Raw genomic sequence first — 18108 nt, forward strand, 5'->3', positions numbered from 1 at the left:
CCCGTGCGACGTTCCATCCTTTCCTCGCTGCGCGCCCACCTGGGCCGCCTGGTCGCCGCCTGTCTGGCGATCGTACTGGGGGTCGGCTTCGGCACCCTGGCGATGACCGTGCACGCCTCCGCCTCGAAGGCCATCGACGAGACCATCGGCAAGCAGAACGCCGGTGTCGACGCGGTGGTCACCTCGGACAAGAACTCCGTCACCCCGGCCGACTACAACAAGGTCAGCAAGCTGCCGCAGGTCTCCTCGGTGATCGTCGACACCGCGGCCTACATGCAGGTCGCCTGGCCCGGGAAGGTCCGGCCGGAGTACCTCGTGATCGCCGCCCGGTACGAAACCTCTGAGATCGCCGGCCCCAGCACCAAGTCGGGTCGGTTGCCGGGGGCAAAGAACGAGATCGCGCTCCCGGCCAAGCTGGTGGAGGAGTACAAGCTCGCCGTCGGCCAGCAGCTCAAAGTCACGTCCTACAACGAAAAGACCTGGAACACGACGATCGTCGGCGTCCTCGACGACGGCACCTCCCTCGGTACCGCGGACGCCGTGGCGACCGCCGAGACCGTGCACACGTTCGAGCCCGACGCCTACATCAACGACATCAAGGCGGCCGGCGCTCCCGGCGTCACCCAGGAAGCCCTGGCCACCGCGATCACCGGTGCCGTCGGCAGCGGCCTGGCCGTCTACACCGGTGAGGACTGGATCGTGCACGAACTGCGGGCCTACACGAACGGCGTCGACGTACTCGGCGGCGTGTTCGGCATGTTCGCCGTGATCGCGCTGTTCGTCGCCTGTCTGGTGATCGCCAACACCTTCACCATCGTGATCGCCCAGCGGACCCGGGAGATGGCGTTGCTGCGCTGCGTCGGCGCCTCCCGCCGCCAGGTGTTCTCCTCCGTGCTGGCCGAGGCCTCCGTGGTGGGGGTGGTCGCCTCCGCGATCGGCGTGGTCTTCGGCGTCGCGCTGTCCGCGATCGGCCTGACCCTGGCGCGGAACTTCGACTGGGGTCTGCCCCCGATCGACCTGCACCTGAGCCTGGCCTCGGTGTTCCTGCCGCTCCTGCTCGGCACGATCGCGACGATCGTGGCGGCCGTAGTACCGGCTCGGCGGGCGACGCGGGTCGCTCCGCTGGCCGCGCTCCGGCCGGAAGCGGCTCCGGCCGCCGCGTCGAAGGCAGGCGTACTGCGTCTGGTCCTCGGCTTCCTGCTGCTCGCCGGTGGCGGGCTCCTGCTCACCACGAGCGCGCTGACAAACCAGGTCATCATCGGAGTCGCGGGCGGCACGATCTCCTTCCTCGGCGTACTGGCGATCGGTACGCTGCTCGTCCCCGCCCTGGTCAAGCTGCTCGGCAGGTTGCCGGCCCGCAGCGGGGTGCCGGCCCGGATCGCGGTCGCCAACGCGGTCCGGAACCCGAAGCGGACCGCGGCGACCACGTCCGCGCTGCTGATCGGGGTCACGCTGATCAGCCTGACCTGCGTCGGGATCGCCTCGGTGCGCAAGACGTTCGACGTCACGATGGACAGCGAGTTCCCGGTCGACCTGACCCTCACCACCTACAACGAGAAGCTCCCGGCCAACGCGGCCAGGCAACTGCAGGACATCAAGGGCATCACCGAGGTGGTCCCCGTCCGCAGCGTGGAGGTGAAGGCGGGCCAGAACGAACTGACCGTCACCGGCATCGACCAGGCCTCGGCGCCGGCCGTGGTGCACAGCCCGGCGCTGCTCGCCCAACTGAAGCCCGGCACAGCGTTGCTCGACCCGAGCACGATGAGCATGCTCGAGCTGAAGGACGGGTCGACCATCACGATCATGTCCGGGAAGAACAAGCTCACGCTGACGGCGGTCAAGGCGACCGGGCTGGATCCGGTCACCATCACCCAGACCGATCTGAGCAAGCTGGCGCCGAACGCGGCGATCAGCGGCTTCTGGCTCGACTCCGACCCGAAGGCCGACGGCTCCGAGGTACTGGACGCGGTGCAGCAATCCCTCCCGACCGTGAAGGCGCTGAGCGTGTCCGGCGGGCTGGCCGAGCGCACCTCGTACACCAAGGTCTTCGACGTCCTGCTGATCGTGGCGGTCGGGCTGCTTGGAGTCTCGGTCCTGATCGCGCTGGTCGGCGTCGGCAACACGCTCAGCCTGTCGGTGCTGGAGCGGACCCGGGAGAACGCCCTGCTCCGGGCGATGGGCCTGACCCGCCGTCAACTGCGCGGCATGCTCGCGGTCGAGTCGTTGCTGATGGCACTCGTCGCGGCCGGCCTCGGGATCACGCTCGGCCTGATCTACGGCTGGACCGGAACGGCCGCACTGATGGGCGCCCAGGTCGACACCGGCATCCGGTACGCCGTACCGGGCCGGCTGCTCGTCACGATCGCCCTGGTCGCGGCGGTGGCGGGTCTGCTCGCCTCGGTGCTCCCCGCCCGGCGCGCCGCGAAGGTCGCACCGGCCGGGGCGCTCGCCACGGAGTAAGTCAGACGATCTCGACCCGATTCCCGTGGCCGTCGGCGGTGTGAAACCGCCGGCGGCCCGGGATCGTGTCGTTGTCCCAGCTGACCGGATACCCCTTGGCTGCCAGGGAATCCGCCATGGCGTCGAGGTCGTCGACTGCGAGCGCCGGGTGTGCCTTCAGGGCCGGCTTGAAGTCCTTCTCGACGCCGACGTGCACCTCGGCCGTGCCGTCCTTGAACCAGCAGCCACCCCGGGCCGCGAGCAGCGGCGGCTTCTCCAGTTCGGTCATCCCGAGCGCGTCGCGGTAGAACGCACGAGCCACCTCCTCCCCGCCGGGCGGGCAGGACACCTGAACGTGGTCGAGTCTCATCAGCTCTCCTTCTGAGCAACAGCGAAGATCCGGCGGAACGGCAGCAAGGTGCCGTAGGACTGCTGCGGGTATGCCTCCGCAAGGCGAGCACCGTACTCCGCTTCGAAGCGTGCGCGCAGGTCGTCCGGCAAGGACTGCAGAACCGGCCGGGCGCCAGTCCCCTTCACCCACTCGAGCACGGCGTTGTCCCCTTGCAGGATGTGGCAGTACGTCGTCTCCCAGGCGTCCACCGAACACCCTTCGGCACTAAGCGCGGCCACGCACTCCGCCGGACCCGGCACGTCCGCTCGCAGGGACGCGCCGGCCGCGTACTCGGCGTACGGGTCGGTGCCGGCGAGTTCGCGCAGGATGGCGTGCGACGGCGCGTTGCCGTTGCCGGGGATCTGGATCGCGAGCCAGCCACCGGGCTTGAGCGCGCGGACGAAGCCGGGGAGCAGGTCGAGTTGCTCCGGGATCCACTGCAGCGTCGCGTTGGTGACGATCACGTCGATCGACTCCGGCGGCGCGGTCCACTCGCGCAGATCTCCCACCTCGAAGCTCAACCGCTCCGAGGCCAGCGGCTGAGCCGCCTCGATCATCTCGACCGAACTGTCCACCCCGTGCACCCTCGCACCGGGCCACCGCTCGACCAACGAGGCAGTGAGGTTCCCGGGCCCACACCCAAGGTCGACAACTTCCAGCACGTCATCGGCCGCGCCGACGCGGTTGACCAGGTCGGCGAACGGGCGGGCGCGTTCGCCGGCGTACTTGCCGTACTGCTCGGGGTTCCAGACCGGTGAGGTCCGCATGGTGGCGCCCTTCCGTGGGGATCTCTTGATGTCGAGATACTTTACGCCCGCGAGTTGTCTTGATGTCAAGAGTCTTGATGACATAGTCTCGACGTATGAGAGACGAGGTCGACCGGCTGATCGAGGCCTGGCGCCGGGAACGGCCGGACCTCGACGTGGCACCGATGGAGGTGCTGTCGCGGGTCAGCCGGCTGGCCAGGCACCTCGACCGCGCCCGCAGCCAGGCCTTCGAGGCACACGGCCTGGAGTCCTGGGAGTTCGATGTGCTGGCCGCCCTGCGCCGGGCCGGCAAGCCCTACCAACTCTCCCCCGGGCGGCTCCTCAAGGAGACCCTGGTGACCTCCGGCACGATGACGAACCGGGTCGACCGACTCGCCGCCCGCGGCCTGGTCGAGCGACTGCCAGACCCGGCCGACCGGCGCGGCGTGCTCGTCCAACTCACCGACGCCGGGCGCGATTCGGTCGACGCGGCGATGGCCGACCTGCTCGCCCACGAGCGGACCCTGCTCGGCTCGATCAGCGAGCGCGACCAGGCCAAGATCGCCCGGGTACTGCGGGAACTGGTCGGCCCGTTCGATCAGGAAAAACACTGATCCGGTATTTGTACAAACATCAACCAACCCGCTCGGGAATTGTGTCGGAATAATCCGAAAAGACGGGCGCGTCACTTTATCCAGTGATCATTCGTTGCTAGTTGCAACGTGATCGAGAGATTGCTGTAGCCGACGACTGTCGACAGTGAGCGAGTGCCCAACTAGTCTCCTCACCATCGGTGCTCGATCAACTACACAACGCTCAAAATCCGGTGACTTCGGCGGCTAGAGGTGGTCCGCCGAAGCCGGTCGCAGGTGTCCGGGGCTCGGGGCTCGGACAACGCCGGCCGGCCCGGGACCCGCTCGCCCGGAAGTCGCGGTACACCCTCCCAATCACAGGGGATAGGAGGGTGTACCGCGACTCAGCAGGCGCGCAGGATTTGATCATGTATACATTCTGCGAAGCGCCGGGAATTACCGCGAGGGGCTATTCGGCCCGCTCGGCCGCCTCGAACCAGGCGGTTTCGAGTTCACCGCGTTCCTCGGCCAACTTGCGCAGTTCCGTGTCGAGCTCGGCGAGCCGCTCGTAGTTGCTGGCGTTGGCGGCCAACTGGTCGTGCAGCTTCGTCTCGGTCTCGGTCAGCTTGGCGATCTGCCGCTCGATCCGGTTGAGCTCCTTCTTCGCCGCCCGGGCGGCCGCCGCGTCCACGACGGGCTCCGCCGGGCTGTCGCTTCCGGTCGCGGTCGGGGTCCCGCTCGGCGAGTCTGCAGTCGCCGCGTCGGGGACGGGGGAGGAGGCGAGGCGGCGCACCGGAGTACCGGCGGCCAGTTCGTCCAGGTACTGGTCCACGCCGCGGGGCAGGTGGCGGACGGCGCCGTCGCCCATGATCGCGTAGACCATGTCGCTGACCCGCTCCAGGAAGTACCGGTCGTGGGTGACGACCACGACGACGCCCGGCCAATTGTCGAGGAAGTCCTCGAGCACCGTCAGCGTCTCGACGTCCAGGTCGTTGGTCGGCTCGTCGAGGATCAGTACGTTCGGCTCGTCCAGCAGGATCCGCAGCAACTGCAGCCGGCGCCGCTCACCGCCGGACAGGTCGTTGATCCGGGTGGTCAGCTTGTCGCCGGTGAAGCCGAAGCGTTCGAGCAGCTGCGACGAGGTCATCTCGCCGCCCCGGCCGGCCAGCGCCGCGGTACGGCGGATGTCGGTGATGTGCGCGAGCACCGTCACCGAGCCGTCCAGGTCCTCCAGCGTCTGCGAGAGGTTCGCGATCCGGACCGTCTTGCCCTGCTTGACCTTGCCCGTGTCCGGTGCGAGCAGGCCGGTGAGGATCTTGAGGAAGGTGGTCTTGCCGGCGCCGTTCGGCCCGAGCAGCCCGATCCGGTCGGCGGGGCCGAGCCGGAAGGTGACGTGGTTCAGCATCACCCGGTCGCCGAAGCGCAGCGTCACGTCCTCGGCGTCGAAGACGTCCTTGCCGAGCCGCGAGGTGGCCAGCTGGGCGAGGGCGAGCTTGTCGCGGGGTGCCGGCTCGTTCTCGATCAGGACGTTGGCCGCCTCGATCCGGAACTTCGGCTTCGAGGTCCGCGCGGGCGCTCCCCGGCGCAGCCAGGCGAGCTCCTTCTTCATCAGGTTCTGCCGCTTGCCCTCGACCACCTGCTCGTTGCGCGACCGCTCGGCCTTGGCCAGTACGTACGCGGCGTACCCGCCGTCGTACGAGCTGACCCTGCCGCCCTGGACCTCCCAGGTCTCGGTGCAGACCGCGTCGAGGAACCACCGGTCGTGGGTGACGACGATGAGGGCGCCGGCATGGTCGACGACGTGCTGCGCCAGCCAGTTGACCGCCTCGATGTCGAGGTGGTTGGTCGGCTCGTCGAGGATCAGCAGGTCGACCTCGGTCAGCAACAGCTTCGCCAGCGAGACCCGGCGCCGCTCACCACCGCTCAACGTGCCGACCATTGCCTCGTGATCGACCCCGCCCAGCAGGTGTTCCATCACTCCACGCGCACGCGGATCGGCGGCCCAGGTGTAGGTCTCGGCTCCACCGAGCACTGCGTGAGCGACCGTATCCGCCGGGTCCAGGTCGTCGCTCTGGCCGAGGTACCCGAGCCGCAGGTCGCGGTTCTGGGTGATCCGGCCGGTGTCCGCCTCCTCCCGGCCGGCGAGCAGCCGCAACAGGGTGGACTTGCCGTCGCCGTTGCGCCCGACCACCCCGATCCGCTCGCCCCGGCCGACGCCGAGACTGACCCCGTCGAGAAGGGTCCGGGTTCCGAAGCCCTTGGAAACGGCTTCCAGATTGACGAGGTTGGGTGCAGGGGTGGCGGCCATATCGGGTCAAGCCTAGTGCCCCGTGTCGGAAGTTGCGTTAGCGCTACCGACACGGGGCACTGGTTCAGGCCTGGTTGAGGTGGAGGAGGTACTCCTTTTGGTTGAGGGGGTTGCCGTCGGTGCGGGAGCGGGCCGGTGGGCGGCCGGGGATGGGGTGGAAGCCTTCGAAGCTGGTGAGGAGGACTCCTTCGCCGTGGGTGAGACCGGGGAGTTGCGCTTCGAACGCGTGCACGCGGCCGGCCGGGATCAGCCCGGTGAGGCGCGCGCGGTCCGGGTCGATGGTGGTGTCCTCGACGGTGGCGGTCGCCTCGGCGAGCTTCGCCAGTACGGGTGAGATGGCGTCCGGTGGCAGCTCCAGGTCGAAGCTGTTGACCGGCTCGTTAACCTGCGTGCCTGCGTCCTGCAGTGCCTGCATCAGGACCAGTGGGACCAGGCGGCGGAAGTCTGCCGCCACCGACGTCGCCGCGCTGTACCCGGTCCGGATGAGATCCACCCGGCAGTCCACCACCTCCCAGCCGTAGATGCCTTGCTGCAAGGTCTGCCGCGCGCTCTCCTCGATCGCGTTGTGGAAGGCGCGCGGCAGGCCGCCGAGCTCGACCGCCAGCCGGTAGTCGATGCCGGTCCCCACCGGCGCCGGCGACACCCGGAACCCGACCGTAGCGATCCAGAGGTTGTCGGGGTCGCCGATCTCCCGCTGCGCGGTACCGACTCCGGCAAGCCGCTCGACGTGGATCGGCGTGGTCTCACTGAAGGTCACCGCGAGCCCGTACTCACTGTCCAGGAGCGCCGCGATCACCTCTTTCTGGACCTCGCCGTACAGGTTCACCGAGACCTCTTGGTGCAACGTGTTCTTGCGCAGCCGGATCAGCGGGTCCTGCTCGGCCAATTGCTGGAGCGCCTGGAAGAGCTTGGCGCGGTCCGCGGCATGCACCGGCTGGACGACGGTCTCCAGCGTCGGTGGCGCGAAGAGTTGACCAGCGCGCCCGGTCGGAGTCCCGAGCTGGTCCCCGATCTGCACCTGCTTCAGCCCGCGCAGCGCGACGATCCGGCCCGCCCCGGCGCTCTCCACCGGCCGCGTACCACCCCGCTCGAACACCCGCAGCGACGTCACCTTCACCTCGTACTGCGTACCGCCGTGGTGCACGTCGATCGGCCGGCGCGCGTGCAACTCCCCCGCGAACACCCGCGCCGACGCGATCTTCTCCCCCGCGGCCCCACGCTCCACCTTGAACACCGACGCCTGCAACGGACCCACTGACGCCTGAGTTGCTCGGGGCAACCACTCTCGAATTCCCTCGATCAGCTCGGAAACACCTCCACCGGTCATCGCCGAGCCGAAGTACACGGGCTGCACGAGCGAGCGCCGTACCTGGTCGGCCAACTCGCGGCGGTAGTCCGAATCGGCCAGGTCGTCGTCCAGATAGCGCGCCATGAACTCGTCATTGCTCTCGGCAAGGACCTCACCGAGTGCCTTGTGCGTAAGGGGAAACTGTTGATAGCGAGCAGCTCTGGTGCCCAGGTCGAGCACCGAGCCCATCGGAACGGCCGAGGGGGTGAGGAGCCGCCCGATGTCGGCCAGCAGTTCGTCGTACCGGGCGCCCATCCGGTCGATCTTGTTCACGAACAGCAGGGTCGGGATCCGCAACCGGGTCAGGGTGCGCATCAGCAGCCGGGTCTGCACCTGGACGCCCTCGACCGCGGAGATCACCAGCACGGCACCGTCCAGCACGGACAGCGCGCGCTCGACCTCGGCGATGAAGTCGGAGTGACCGGGAGTGTCGATCAGGTTCACGGTCAGATCGCCGAGTTCGAACGAGACCACGGCGGAGCGGATGGTGATGCCGCGCCGGCGCTCCAGGTCCATCGAGTCGGTCCGGGTGCTCCCGGCGTCCACGCTGCCGACGTGGTCGATCACGCCGGCGGCGTGCAGCAGGCGTTCGGTCAGGCTGGTCTTACCGGCGTCAACATGCGCCAGAATGCCCATCGTCAGGGTGTTCAAAGGTCCTCGCGGGTGCGTCGAAGCCAACAGAGGTGATGGCGTGGATCGACACCCGGCGCATCTGGATCTCCTTCGATCGGTGCTCAGGACCGGCAGTTCCCCGCCACGATAGCCTTCCGGCCGGCACCCGGCGACCGAGTTTTCTCGCGGACCTGGCACTCAAGGCTGGCGTAAAGTCACCCTCGGATGTGCTGCCCTGGGAGAGGACAGGTGGATGGAGGCGGACTTCGCGACGCTGCTCAACCGCCACCGAAGGGCCGCTCAGCTGACCCAGGAGATGCTGGCCGAGAAGGCCGGGATGAGTGTCGGCGCCGTCGGCGCCCTGGAGCGAGGTGTCCGCAGGTTCCCGCGCAGGGAGACCGTGGTGGCGCTCGCCGATGCCCTCGGGCTCGCTGTGGACGACCGGAGCGCGTTCGCCCTCGCGGCGCGCCGTCGCCACGGAGCGAGGAAGGCGACGATCGACCCGCCACCGCCGGCGGTACCGCGTCAGTTGCCGCTGGCCGTCGCGAGCTTCACCGGCCGTACTGGGGATCTCGGTGACCTTCGTACGACCCTGACCGGCGGGACCACGCCTGCCATCACGGTGGTCACCGGCATGGCCGGGGTGGGAAAGACAGCTCTCGCCGTACAGGCGGCACACGCAGTCGTCGACGAGTACCCGGACGGTCAGGTGTACCTGAACCTCCACGGGTACGGCGCCGGCGATCCGCTCTCGCCGCTCGATGCCTTGGACTTTCTGCTGCGCGCCTTCGGAGTGTCAGGCCCCGACGTTCCCCTGAAGGTGGAGGAGGCAGCAGCCCGACTGCGAACGCTGCTGGCCGATCGCCGGGCCCTGATCCTGCTGGACAACGCCCGCGCCGGCGCCCAGGTCGAGTCCTTGCTGCCCGGCATGGGCAGATCGAGCGTGATCATCACCAGCCGGCACGAACTGTCCGGCATTCCGGCGGTTCACACGGTGAGACTCGGCCTGATGTCCAGCCGGGAAGGGATCGAACTGCTCCGGACGATCGTCGGCAGCAGCCGGGTCGATCGGGAGCCCGAGGCCGCTCAGTCGATCCTGGACGCCTGCGGATTGTTGCCTCTCGCCCTGGGGATCGTCGCCGGCCGGTTGGCGGGCAGAGCCCACTGGCCGCTGGACCATCTGGCCGGCCTGCTGCGGGACGAGCGCCGCCGGCTGGATCAGTTGGAGCATCACGACCTGGGCGTTCGAGCGAGCTTCGACGTCTCGATCGACAACCTGGCCGGCAGCGACGTCGCCAAGGAGCAACAGGCAGCGGCGGCGTTCGTCCTGCTCGGCCTGCCCGATGCTCCTGACCTCACCGCCGACGTCGCGGCCGGCCTGCTCGCTTGCGAGGACCACTCCGCCGCCAGGATCCTCGAGGATCTCTGCGACCTTCACCTGGTGGAATCTCCGGCACCTGGCCGGTATCGCCTGCATGATCTGTTGCGGACGTACGCGCGGGAGCGAGCCCAGTCGAGCATCACCGCGCAGGACCGGGCGGCGGCGATCACCAGGATCGTCGATCTCTATGCCGCCACGGCCTGGCATGCGCTTGAACAGGCCTTCCCGACGGCCGGTCGGCTGCCCTGGTTCAGAGCCCAGACTCCGGTCGCCGTCGGCGGACCGACGTTCGACAGCCCGGGGCCGGCACTGGCTTGGCTGGATGGACAGCGGCCGCACCTGGTCGCGCTGACGTCGCAGGCCGCGCAGACGCCCGGAGTGCCGGCCGCCTCGATCCTGCGACTGGCGATCGGCCTGCACCCGTTCTACGCCAGCCGCGGCCACTGGCTGGACTGCCTGCGCGTCTACCGGACAGCGCTGGAGGTCGCGACCACCGGGGACGACCGCGAGGCCGAGGGATTCATCCGCAACGATCTCGGCCTGGTGCTGTTCGACCTGGTTTTGGCCGGATCGGGTGACCCCGACGAGGCCGTGACCCAGCTCTACCGGAGTCTCGAACTGTTCGAAGACCTGGCTGACCATCGAGGTGCCGCGATGGCGCTGGCCAATCTCAGCCACGCGTTCGATCTGATCGGCGACCACCAGCGAGCCATCGACTGCGGTGAACGAGCGCTCTCGACCTATCGCAAGCTCGACGACCCCCTCGGCGAGGCCTTCGCGTACGTCAACATCGGCAACTCCCACGGTCGGCTGGGCAGGACGGAGGAGCAGCGAGCGGCGTACGACCAGAGCATTGCGATCGGCACCCGGCTGCGCGGAGACCACGTCCTCGCCATCGCCTTCCTCGGCTCCGGGGTGGCCTATCGGGAAGCCGGTGAGTACACGCGGTCGCTCGACCATCTCCACCAGGCGGCGGCCAAGTTCGACGCCCTGAGCAACCAACTGGGCCTGGTCGAGGCGCTGGACGAACTCGGCATCGCCTACCGCCGCACGGGAAGTCCGGCCACGGCGATCGAGCACCACGAAGAGGCGCTGGAGATCGCCCTCCAGTACGACGACGGCCAGCGCCTTCCGCAGATCCTTCACCACCTCGCGCTCGCCCTGGACGACTCAGGCGACCGGGCGGCAGCTGTCACCCACCTAGAGGAAGCACTCACCCTCGCAACTCGCCGAGGCCTGCCGAACTCGTCCGAGATCCGCGATGACCTTTTGAGACTGACCGACGGCTAGCGGCTGATCGGGGCGGGGAGGATGCGGGCGCCGGGGACGGGGCCTTCGGCTTGGCGGACCATGCGGCAGAGGCCGGATTCGGAGAGTTCCACGGCCAGGTCCACCGCGCTGCGGCTGTCGGCAGCCAGGAAGAGGCAAGTCGGGCCGGAGCCGGAGATCATCGCGGCCAGGGCGCCTTGGTCGAGGCCGAACTGGAGGGTGGCGGCCAGTTCGGGGCGCAGCGAGAGGGCGGCGTCCTGCATGTCGTTGCTCAGGGCAACCGCGAGGGCGGCGGGCTGACCGCTCAGCAGGGCGGAGAGAAGTTCGGGGCGAACCTCCGGCGCCTCGACGCGCCGGAGGGGGCGCAGGCGATCCAGTTCCTTGAAGACCGCCGGCGTCGAGAGGCCACCGTCGGCAATGGCGAAGACCCAGTGGAAGGTCCCGCGCGACAGCACCTCGGTGACCTGTTCGCCGCGGCCCCGGCCGAGCGCCGTGTGGCCGACGAGGCAGAACGGTACGTCGCTGCCCAGGTCGGCCGCGAGGCGTTCCAGATCGGATTGGGACAACTGCAGGCCCCACAGGCGGTTGCAGGCGACGAGGGTCGCGGCAGCGTCGGTGGAACCGCCGGCCATGCCGCCGGCGACCGGGATGGTCTTGCGGATGGTCAGATCGACGCCCTCTTCGACGTCGTACTCCGACTGCAGCAGCCGCGCCGCCCGGACCGCGAGGTTCGAGTCGTCGGTGGGTACGTCGTCCGCGAAGTCGCCGAGCACCTCGACGGTGACGTCGGCGTCGTCCTCGCGCAGGGTCGCGGTGACGTCGTCGTACAGGGCGACGGCCTGGTAGACCGTGGCGAGCGGATGGAACCCGTCCGGACGCGGCGGGCCGACGGACAGGCCGAGATTGATCTTGGCCGGCGCGCGGACCGTGACCTGGGCATGAGGTGGCACGGGCACAGGCTAATGCCCCGCGTCCGCGATGGCGGCGAACTCGGTGATGCCGAGCATCTCGCCGCGGAGCGTCGGGTCGATTCCTGCCGTCGCAAGCACCTCGTCGAGCCGGTCGCGGTCGGGCATCCAGCGGGCCAGGGCCGAGCGGACGGTCTTGCGGCGTTGCGAGAAGGCCGCCTCGATCACGGCGAACACCTCTTCGCGGGAGGCCGTGCCGGCGGGCGGCTCGCGGCGGGTGAAGGCGACCAGGCCGGAGTCGACGTTCGGGGCGGGCCAGAACACGTTCCGGCCGATCGGCCCGGCGCGCCGGACCTCGGCGTACCAGGCGGCCTTCGCCGACGGTACGCCGTACGTGCGGGAGCCGGGTGGCGCCGCCAGCCGGTCGGCGACCTCGGACTGCACCATGACGAGTCCGTGCCGCAGCGACGGCGAGATCGCCAGCAGGTGCAGCAGGACGGGCACGGCGACGTTGTACGGGAGGTTGGCCACGCAGGCCTCGGGCTCGCCGATCTGGGCGGGCAGGACGTTCATGGCGTCCGCCTCCACCACGGTCAGCCTCGATGCCTGGTTCGGCGCGTACTCCGCGATGGTGGCGGGCAGTGCTCCGGCCAGCAGCGGGTCGATCTCCACCGCGGTGACCCGGTGGCCCTCGGCAAGCAGTGCCAGCGTCAATGAGCCAAGCCCGGGGCCGACCTCGAGCACGGTCTCACCGGCCGGCGCGAGATCGGCGGTCCGCACGATCCGGCGAACGGTGTTCGGGTCGATGACGAAGTTCTGGCCGCGCTGCTTGGTCGGGCGGACCCCGAGCGCGGCGGCCAGTGAACGCACTTCCGCCGGACCGAGAAGCCTCGGTCCGGCGGAAGTGGATGAATCAGCGCTGGTCACACGGGCCAGTCTGGCAGGTCGGGACCGATGTCAGGCCCTCTTGCCGCAGACCGGCCAGTCACCGTAACCGCCGCGGGCGGCCCGGACCTTCTCGGCGATCGCGATCTGCTGCGCCTTGGACGCCTGGTGGGCGTTGTCCGCGTAGGCATCGCCGCCGTAGGCGACCCAGGTCTGGTGGCTGAACTGCAGGCCGCCGTAGTACCCGTTGCCGGTGTTGGTCGACCAGTTGCCGCCGGACTCGCACTCGGCGATCCGGTCCCAGGCGCTGGTGTTGCCGGTGGCCGGGGTGTCGTCGGCGGCAGGCGCCTCGGGCTCCTCGGGCTTCGGCTTGGTGCCGACCGTGACCAGTTCGTCGACCGGCTTGGTCACCACCGTGCTGGTGACGAGCTTCTTGCTCGCGAGCTTGCCGTCGAAGTAGGTCAGCACGTACTTGACCGACTTCGCACCCGCCTTGCCCTCGGTGGTGGTCTTGGTCTCGCCCTCTTCGAGGGTCGCGGACTTGGTCTCCACCTTGTCGAACGCGATCGCCTGGCTCTCGGTGACGTTCTTGACGTCGACCTTGACCAGGGTGACCTTGTTGACGCCCGGCTTCAGCGCCGTGGTGGCGGCCGGAGCCAGCTTGTCGTCGGCGTCGAACGGGATCTTGGCGCCGGTCAGCGCCTCGCCCACCGTCATCGCCATCGACTTGACCGCCACGACCTTGCCGGCCCGGACGATCTGCACAGTCTTCGGGGTGCGAACGGTCAGCTCCAGGCCCTCGCGCCCGATGGGGGCGCTGCGGCTGGTGGAGAAGACGGCACCGTCGTAACGCAGGCCGAGGTCGGCCAGCGCCTCGTTCACGCTGTCGGCCGTGGTCCAGAAGCTCTTCTTCGTGCCATCGGCGTTCACGGTCAGCTGGCGGCCGTACTGCACCGCGATCTCCTGACCTTCCTGCAGCTTGCTGTCGGGCGAAGGGGCGACCAGGTCATGCTCGCCGACCTGGATCTTCTCCGCCTTGAGGGCGTCGGCCACGGTGGAACCGAAGGTGTGAACCTTCTGCACCTGGCCGTCGACGGAAAGGCTCACGGTCTTGCTCTTGCTCGCATAGGCCACGGAGCCGCCCACGACGGCGAACACGGCCGTCGCACCGACAGCCGCGATGATGGACTTACGCACTAATGCTCCCAGGTAGAGCTACCCGGGCACGGGGTTGGGTGGCACTGGCGCAGGCCGCGAATGCCGGGATACAGGGCCCGGAAACCACGGTCCTCGCCGAGGGGCATGCCACCCGGAACCTTCCCCGATCCCGGCCAACATCACGAGACAGTAACGAAGAAGTGCCGAGAGTGCCAATCCTCTGGTCGGCGAGTCCTTGAAAGGTGTAACGGACTGTTTACGCGTCGTGACGGCCCCACTGGCCCCGATGGACCACCTCACCCACCCCGCGACGGCCTCTGCGCAGCGACGGCGACCGCTTGTCGGGGGCCCGGTAGCCGATCGAGATGACCCCGATCGGATCGAAGCCGTCCGGTACCCCGAACTCCTTCTTCAGCCGGCCGACCTTCTCCGCCGGAGGCCCGAAAAGGCAAGCACCCAAGCCTTCGTCGACCACCGTCTGCAGCATCAGCAGGGCCGCCATCCCGGTGTCGACGTACCAGTACGGCGCGGTCCAGTGCGACTCGTCGCGGTCGGTCCAGCCCTTGTCCGGCTCGGTGTACCGATCGAGGTAGGCGTCCTTGTGCGCGAAGGCGAAGATCAGTAGCGGCGCCCGGCGCAGGCCTGTGATCCACTCCACATATTTCTCGTCCGGATTCTCGGCCGCGATCCGCCAGTACCGCTCCCGGTCGTCGCCTTCGAGGGTCAGGAACGCCCACCCCTGGCTGAACCCGCCCGAGGGGGCCCGCAGGCCGTTCTCGAGGATGCGTTCCCGGATCTCCGGCGGCACCGGCCGGTCCGGGTCGTAGTTGCGGACCATACGGCGGCGGCGGACGACCTCGCTGAACTCCATACCGGCCTGTCTACCAGTCGGTTACCAGGAGCCGCCGAAGGCCCGGTCGGCGTTGTCGGAGATCGCCTGACCCAACTCGGCGACGGAGATGTTGAGCACGCCGGCCATCTTCCGGACCGTGTGCGGGATCAGGTACGACGCGTTCGGCTGGCCGCGGTGCGGCGAGGGCGTCAGGTACGGCGCGTCGGTCTCCACCAGCACCCGGTCCAGCGGGGTGACGGCCAGCGCGTTCCGCAGCGACTGCGCGTTCTTGAAGGTGACCACGCCGGCGAAGCTCAGGAAGGCGCCGCGGTTGACGCACTCCCGGGCGAACTCCGTGTCGCCGGAGAAGCAATGCATCACCACCCGGTCCGGCACACCTTCGCGGTCCAGGATCGCGAGGATGTCGTCGTGGGCGTCCCGGTCGTGAATCATCAGGGTCTTGTCGAGCCGCTTGGCCATCTCGATGTGCGCGGCGAACGACTCGTGCTGTGCGGCCCGGCCGTCCTCGCCGGTGCGGAAGTAGTCCAGCCCGGTCTCACCGATCACCCGGACCTTGTCCGTACTCCCGGCCAGCCGCTCGATCTCGGCCAGCGCATTGTCGAGCTCGCCGGCCGCCTTCAGTTTGGGCGCCTCGTTGGGGTGCAGGGCGACCCCGGCGATCAGATTTCGATGCTGCTCGGCGGCCTCGACCGCCCAGACCGCGCCGGGAAGATCGCAACCGACCTGGACGATCCGGGTCACCCCGACCGACGAGGCCAGCTTGATCGCCTGGGCCGGGCTCAGCCAGTTGCCGTCCTCGCCGTCGGCGATGTCCAGGTGGCAGTGCGCGTCGACCACACTGATCGGCAACGGGTCCGGCAGGGCTGGGCGGCTGCGGTCGCGGGACCGGCCGTCCTCCCCGATGGCAGCACGTTCCCGCGTCGGGCGATCGACCTCCACACCTTCGGTAGACATGAGCCCCAGCCTACTTAGTCACCGCAGCCGGTAGATCCGTACGTCTTTGTTGCTGAAGACGCGGTCGGCCAGCTGATCGAGTGCGGGCGAGACCGGCCCGGCCCGCAGATCGCCGATGACCAAGGTGATCCCGAGATCTCCGGACAGCCTCGCCAGGTGGTACTCCGACGGCTTCTCGACCGCGATCCGGCTGTCCAGCAAGCGGTCGGGCCACGGTGAAGGCTGCAAGAGGAAGCTCGTCTTGTTCTGGGTCGCGGCCAGGTTGGCGGGAGCGTACGCCCAGCCGCCGAGGTATTGCTGGACTCCACTCAGCCCGGAGATCCAGAACGCGTCGTTCGGGCACCCCGGCCGGTACGGCGCCGGCAGGCAGAACACGTTGCTGACGGCCACATCGTTGGGCTGGAGGTTGTTCCGCAGCCACAACATCGCGCTCTGCTCGGCCGAGGTGAGATAGGTGCGGTACTCGATGTTCGGCGCCTCCACCGGCCTCGTCGCCTTCTCCAGCGCCCGTCCGAGCACGATCGCCTGGACCGGAAGACTGGCCGCCACCGTCAGCACAATCACCTGTACTGCGACCGATGCGGCCCGTCGCGTCCGGTTGATCGCCGCGATGGCGATCACCCCGACCACGGCCAGTACTCCGAACGGCGCGAGCAATCCAGCGGCGGCGCGAGCCACGGTGTGGGCGCCGGTGTCGGTGGGCCAGAGGTAGTACAGCGCGGTCGCGGCAACCACCCCGGCGACAGCCACGACCACCAGCTCCCTGGTTCGCGTCTCCTTGGCCAGATTGACGCCGACGGCAACCACTCCGACCATGCCGAGCGCCAGGATCGCGTTGAGGAAGTGGTACTCCGAGTACCCCGTATGCGAGAACACCAGCGTGACGCCGGTACCAGCCGCCACACACCCACCGATCCACCAGTACGCCGGATCGCGCCGTACGGGTGTCATCTTCAGACCGAGCAGCGTCAGCAGCCTCGGGGCCTCGACAGCCTGGTAGTAGGTCACCAGGACCAACACGAACAGCAGCATCCGGGGATCGCCACGTTCCAGCGACGGAAGCACCCAGTCGCCTGTCGCCGGGTAGGTCTTGTCGCCGGTAACGGCCTGGTAGTACGGCTGGGCTCTCATCGACGCGAGGAGCTGGAACCGGCTACCACCTGTACTACCGGTCAACGCGAATGAAGAGGCCAGCAGCAATCCCCCGGAAACGCCAACCAGCGCGGCCATTCGCCACGGCGGCCTGCGCTCCGCAACCCAGGCATAGCCACCGGCGAAGAGACAGCCGACCAGCATGATCGGCAGCAGGGTGGGCTTTGTTCCGGTGGCCAGCGCCAGCATCAGGACCATGGCAGCCCAGACGCCACGGCCGGCTTGCCGTCGCAGGACGAGCACTGTCGGCCCGACCAGGCCGAGCATCACCACGGCGGCCATCGTGCCTGTCGGGCCCTGCACCACCTGGGCAGCCGACATGTTGGCAGGCGGCGTGCTCACCAATTGAAGGGCGCCGGGCAGCACTCCGGCGAGGGCACCGGCCAGAGGAGCCGCCCAAGCCTTCTCGCTGACCAGTTCACCCGCCGCCCAGCCGACCAGGACCAGCGTGATCACCATCGTCAGCGGCCACTGGTGGATCAGCACCTGCGGCGGACGGACGTCGGCCATCACTGACCCGCTCGCCATCGAGGCGGTCGCGAACCAGTGGTAGATCAGAGGCTCTCCCAGCACTGAAGGGTCGGCCGGGGTCACGTCACGGATCAACTGCTGGACCAGACCGAGCTGGTACCAGATGTCCTGGTGGCGGGTGGCCGCGATCGGCGGCAGCGGGATCGGCCGCAGCAACACGACCACGGTCCGCACCATCGCCAGCAGCAGACTGGCAACCAGCAGTACGTGCCACCACGCGGGCGGAGCCGGGCTGGTACCTCGCCAGCCGAGATGCGGCCGCAGCGACGGACTGGCCGCGAAGACGACCAGCAGCCCGGCGACGGCGGCCCACTGAAGCAGCGGGACGCCGAGCGCAGTACAGATTGCCCAGACGGCCAGTTGCCAGGCCAGGCCGAGGACTGCCCCGAAACCCAGGTCCTGGGTCAGGGATCGGCCCCCGGCCAGCGCTCGCCACAGCAGTACGCCAGGCAGCAGGACTGCGACCAGCCAGGTCAGCATCCAGCGGATGCTCTCACCGGTGGAATCACCGATCCGGATCAGCAACAGGACGCCACTGGCCGGGACGATCAACCACCAGATCATCAGCCGTACGGCGGCTGGGATCGTCCGGGTCATCCGC

The 18108-nt window shown here is 68.8% G+C and carries 13 protein-coding genes; 3 read left to right on the forward strand and 10 right to left on the reverse strand.

What is annotated here, in order from left to right; all coding sequences use genetic code 11:
• Window positions 1-3: 3 nt before the first annotated feature.
• Window positions 4-2460, forward strand: coding sequence for an ABC transporter permease (locus tag ABD255_RS41760; protein WP_344222404.1), 2457 nt, complete (start codon window positions 4-6; stop codon window positions 2458-2460).
• Window position 2461: 1 nt separating this feature from the next.
• Here ABD255_RS41760 and ABD255_RS41765 read toward each other — a convergent pair whose 3' ends face one another.
• Both ABD255_RS41765 and ABD255_RS41770 read right to left on the reverse strand, forming a co-directional pair.
• The gene (locus ABD255_RS41765) at window positions 2462-2809 is read right to left on the reverse strand and encodes a VOC family protein (RefSeq protein ID WP_344222405.1); all 348 of its coding nucleotides are present in this window, start codon (window positions 2807-2809) and stop codon (window positions 2462-2464) included.
• Window positions 2809-3597 carry a methyltransferase domain-containing protein gene (locus ABD255_RS41770; protein ID WP_344222406.1) on the reverse strand — a complete coding sequence of 263 codons (789 nt, stop codon included), beginning with the start codon at window positions 3595-3597 and terminating at the stop codon, window positions 2809-2811. Before ABD255_RS41770 ends, ABD255_RS41765 begins: the two co-directional genes overlap by 1 nt.
• A gap of 95 nt (window positions 3598-3692) precedes the next feature.
• On the opposite strand from ABD255_RS41770, the gene ABD255_RS41775 reads away from it, so the two are divergent.
• Window positions 3693-4190 (forward strand): MarR family winged helix-turn-helix transcriptional regulator, encoded by a 498-nt coding sequence (locus ABD255_RS41775; protein ID WP_344222407.1) that lies wholly within the window; start codon window positions 3693-3695, stop codon window positions 4188-4190.
• Between the two features lie 427 nt (window positions 4191-4617).
• On the opposite strand, the gene ABD255_RS41780 is transcribed toward ABD255_RS41775, so the two are convergent.
• Together ABD255_RS41780 and ABD255_RS41785 are read right to left on the reverse strand one after the other, a co-directional pair.
• Window positions 4618-6456 (reverse strand): ABC-F family ATP-binding cassette domain-containing protein, encoded by a 1839-nt coding sequence (locus ABD255_RS41780; protein WP_344222408.1) that lies wholly within the window; start codon window positions 6454-6456, stop codon window positions 4618-4620.
• A gap of 64 nt (window positions 6457-6520) precedes the next feature.
• A complete protein-coding gene (locus ABD255_RS41785; RefSeq protein WP_344222409.1) occupies window positions 6521-8440 on the reverse strand; it encodes a GTP-binding protein in 1920 nt (639 codons plus the stop codon).
• Window positions 8441-8669: 229 nt separating this feature from the next.
• On the opposite strand from ABD255_RS41785, the gene ABD255_RS41790 reads away from it, so the two are divergent.
• Window positions 8670-11087, forward strand: a complete 2418-nt coding sequence (locus ABD255_RS41790) for a tetratricopeptide repeat protein (RefSeq protein WP_344222410.1) — start codon at window positions 8670-8672, stop codon at window positions 11085-11087.
• Here the strand turns inward: ABD255_RS41790 and ABD255_RS41795 are convergent.
• The 6 genes from ABD255_RS41795 to ABD255_RS41820 all read right to left on the reverse strand — a co-directional run bounded on the left by ABD255_RS41795 (window position 11084) and on the right by ABD255_RS41820 (window position 18104).
• Complete coding sequence (locus tag ABD255_RS41795; protein ID WP_344222411.1) at window positions 11084-12022, reverse strand: 4-(cytidine 5'-diphospho)-2-C-methyl-D-erythritol kinase; 939 nt, start codon at window positions 12020-12022, stop codon at window positions 11084-11086. The genes ABD255_RS41790 and ABD255_RS41795 overlap by 4 nt on opposite strands.
• A gap of 3 nt (window positions 12023-12025) precedes the next feature.
• Window positions 12026-12844: a 16S rRNA (adenine(1518)-N(6)/adenine(1519)-N(6))-dimethyltransferase RsmA gene (rsmA, locus tag ABD255_RS41800; RefSeq protein ID WP_344222412.1), complete on the reverse strand. Its 819-nt coding sequence runs from the start codon at window positions 12842-12844 to the stop codon at window positions 12026-12028.
• An 87-nt stretch (window positions 12845-12931) separates the two neighbouring features.
• The gene (locus ABD255_RS41805; protein ID WP_344222413.1) at window positions 12932-14056 is read right to left on the reverse strand and encodes a resuscitation-promoting factor; all 1125 of its coding nucleotides are present in this window, start codon (window positions 14054-14056) and stop codon (window positions 12932-12934) included.
• 217 nt (window positions 14057-14273) lie between these two features.
• Window positions 14274-14888 carry a nitroreductase family protein gene (locus tag ABD255_RS41810; RefSeq protein WP_344222414.1) on the reverse strand — a complete coding sequence of 205 codons (615 nt, stop codon included), beginning with the start codon at window positions 14886-14888 and terminating at the stop codon, window positions 14274-14276.
• A gap of 21 nt (window positions 14889-14909) precedes the next feature.
• Window positions 14910-15824: a TatD family hydrolase gene (locus ABD255_RS41815; protein WP_344222415.1), complete on the reverse strand. Its 915-nt coding sequence runs from the start codon at window positions 15822-15824 to the stop codon at window positions 14910-14912.
• An 18-nt stretch (window positions 15825-15842) separates the two neighbouring features.
• Window positions 15843-18104, reverse strand: a complete 2262-nt coding sequence (locus ABD255_RS41820) for a hypothetical protein (RefSeq protein ID WP_344222416.1) — start codon at window positions 18102-18104, stop codon at window positions 15843-15845.
• Window positions 18105-18108 lie beyond the last annotated feature (4 nt).

This window comes from Kribbella sancticallisti (genome assembly GCF_039530625.1).
GTDB classification, from domain to species: domain Bacteria; phylum Actinomycetota; class Actinomycetes; order Propionibacteriales; family Kribbellaceae; genus Kribbella; species Kribbella sancticallisti.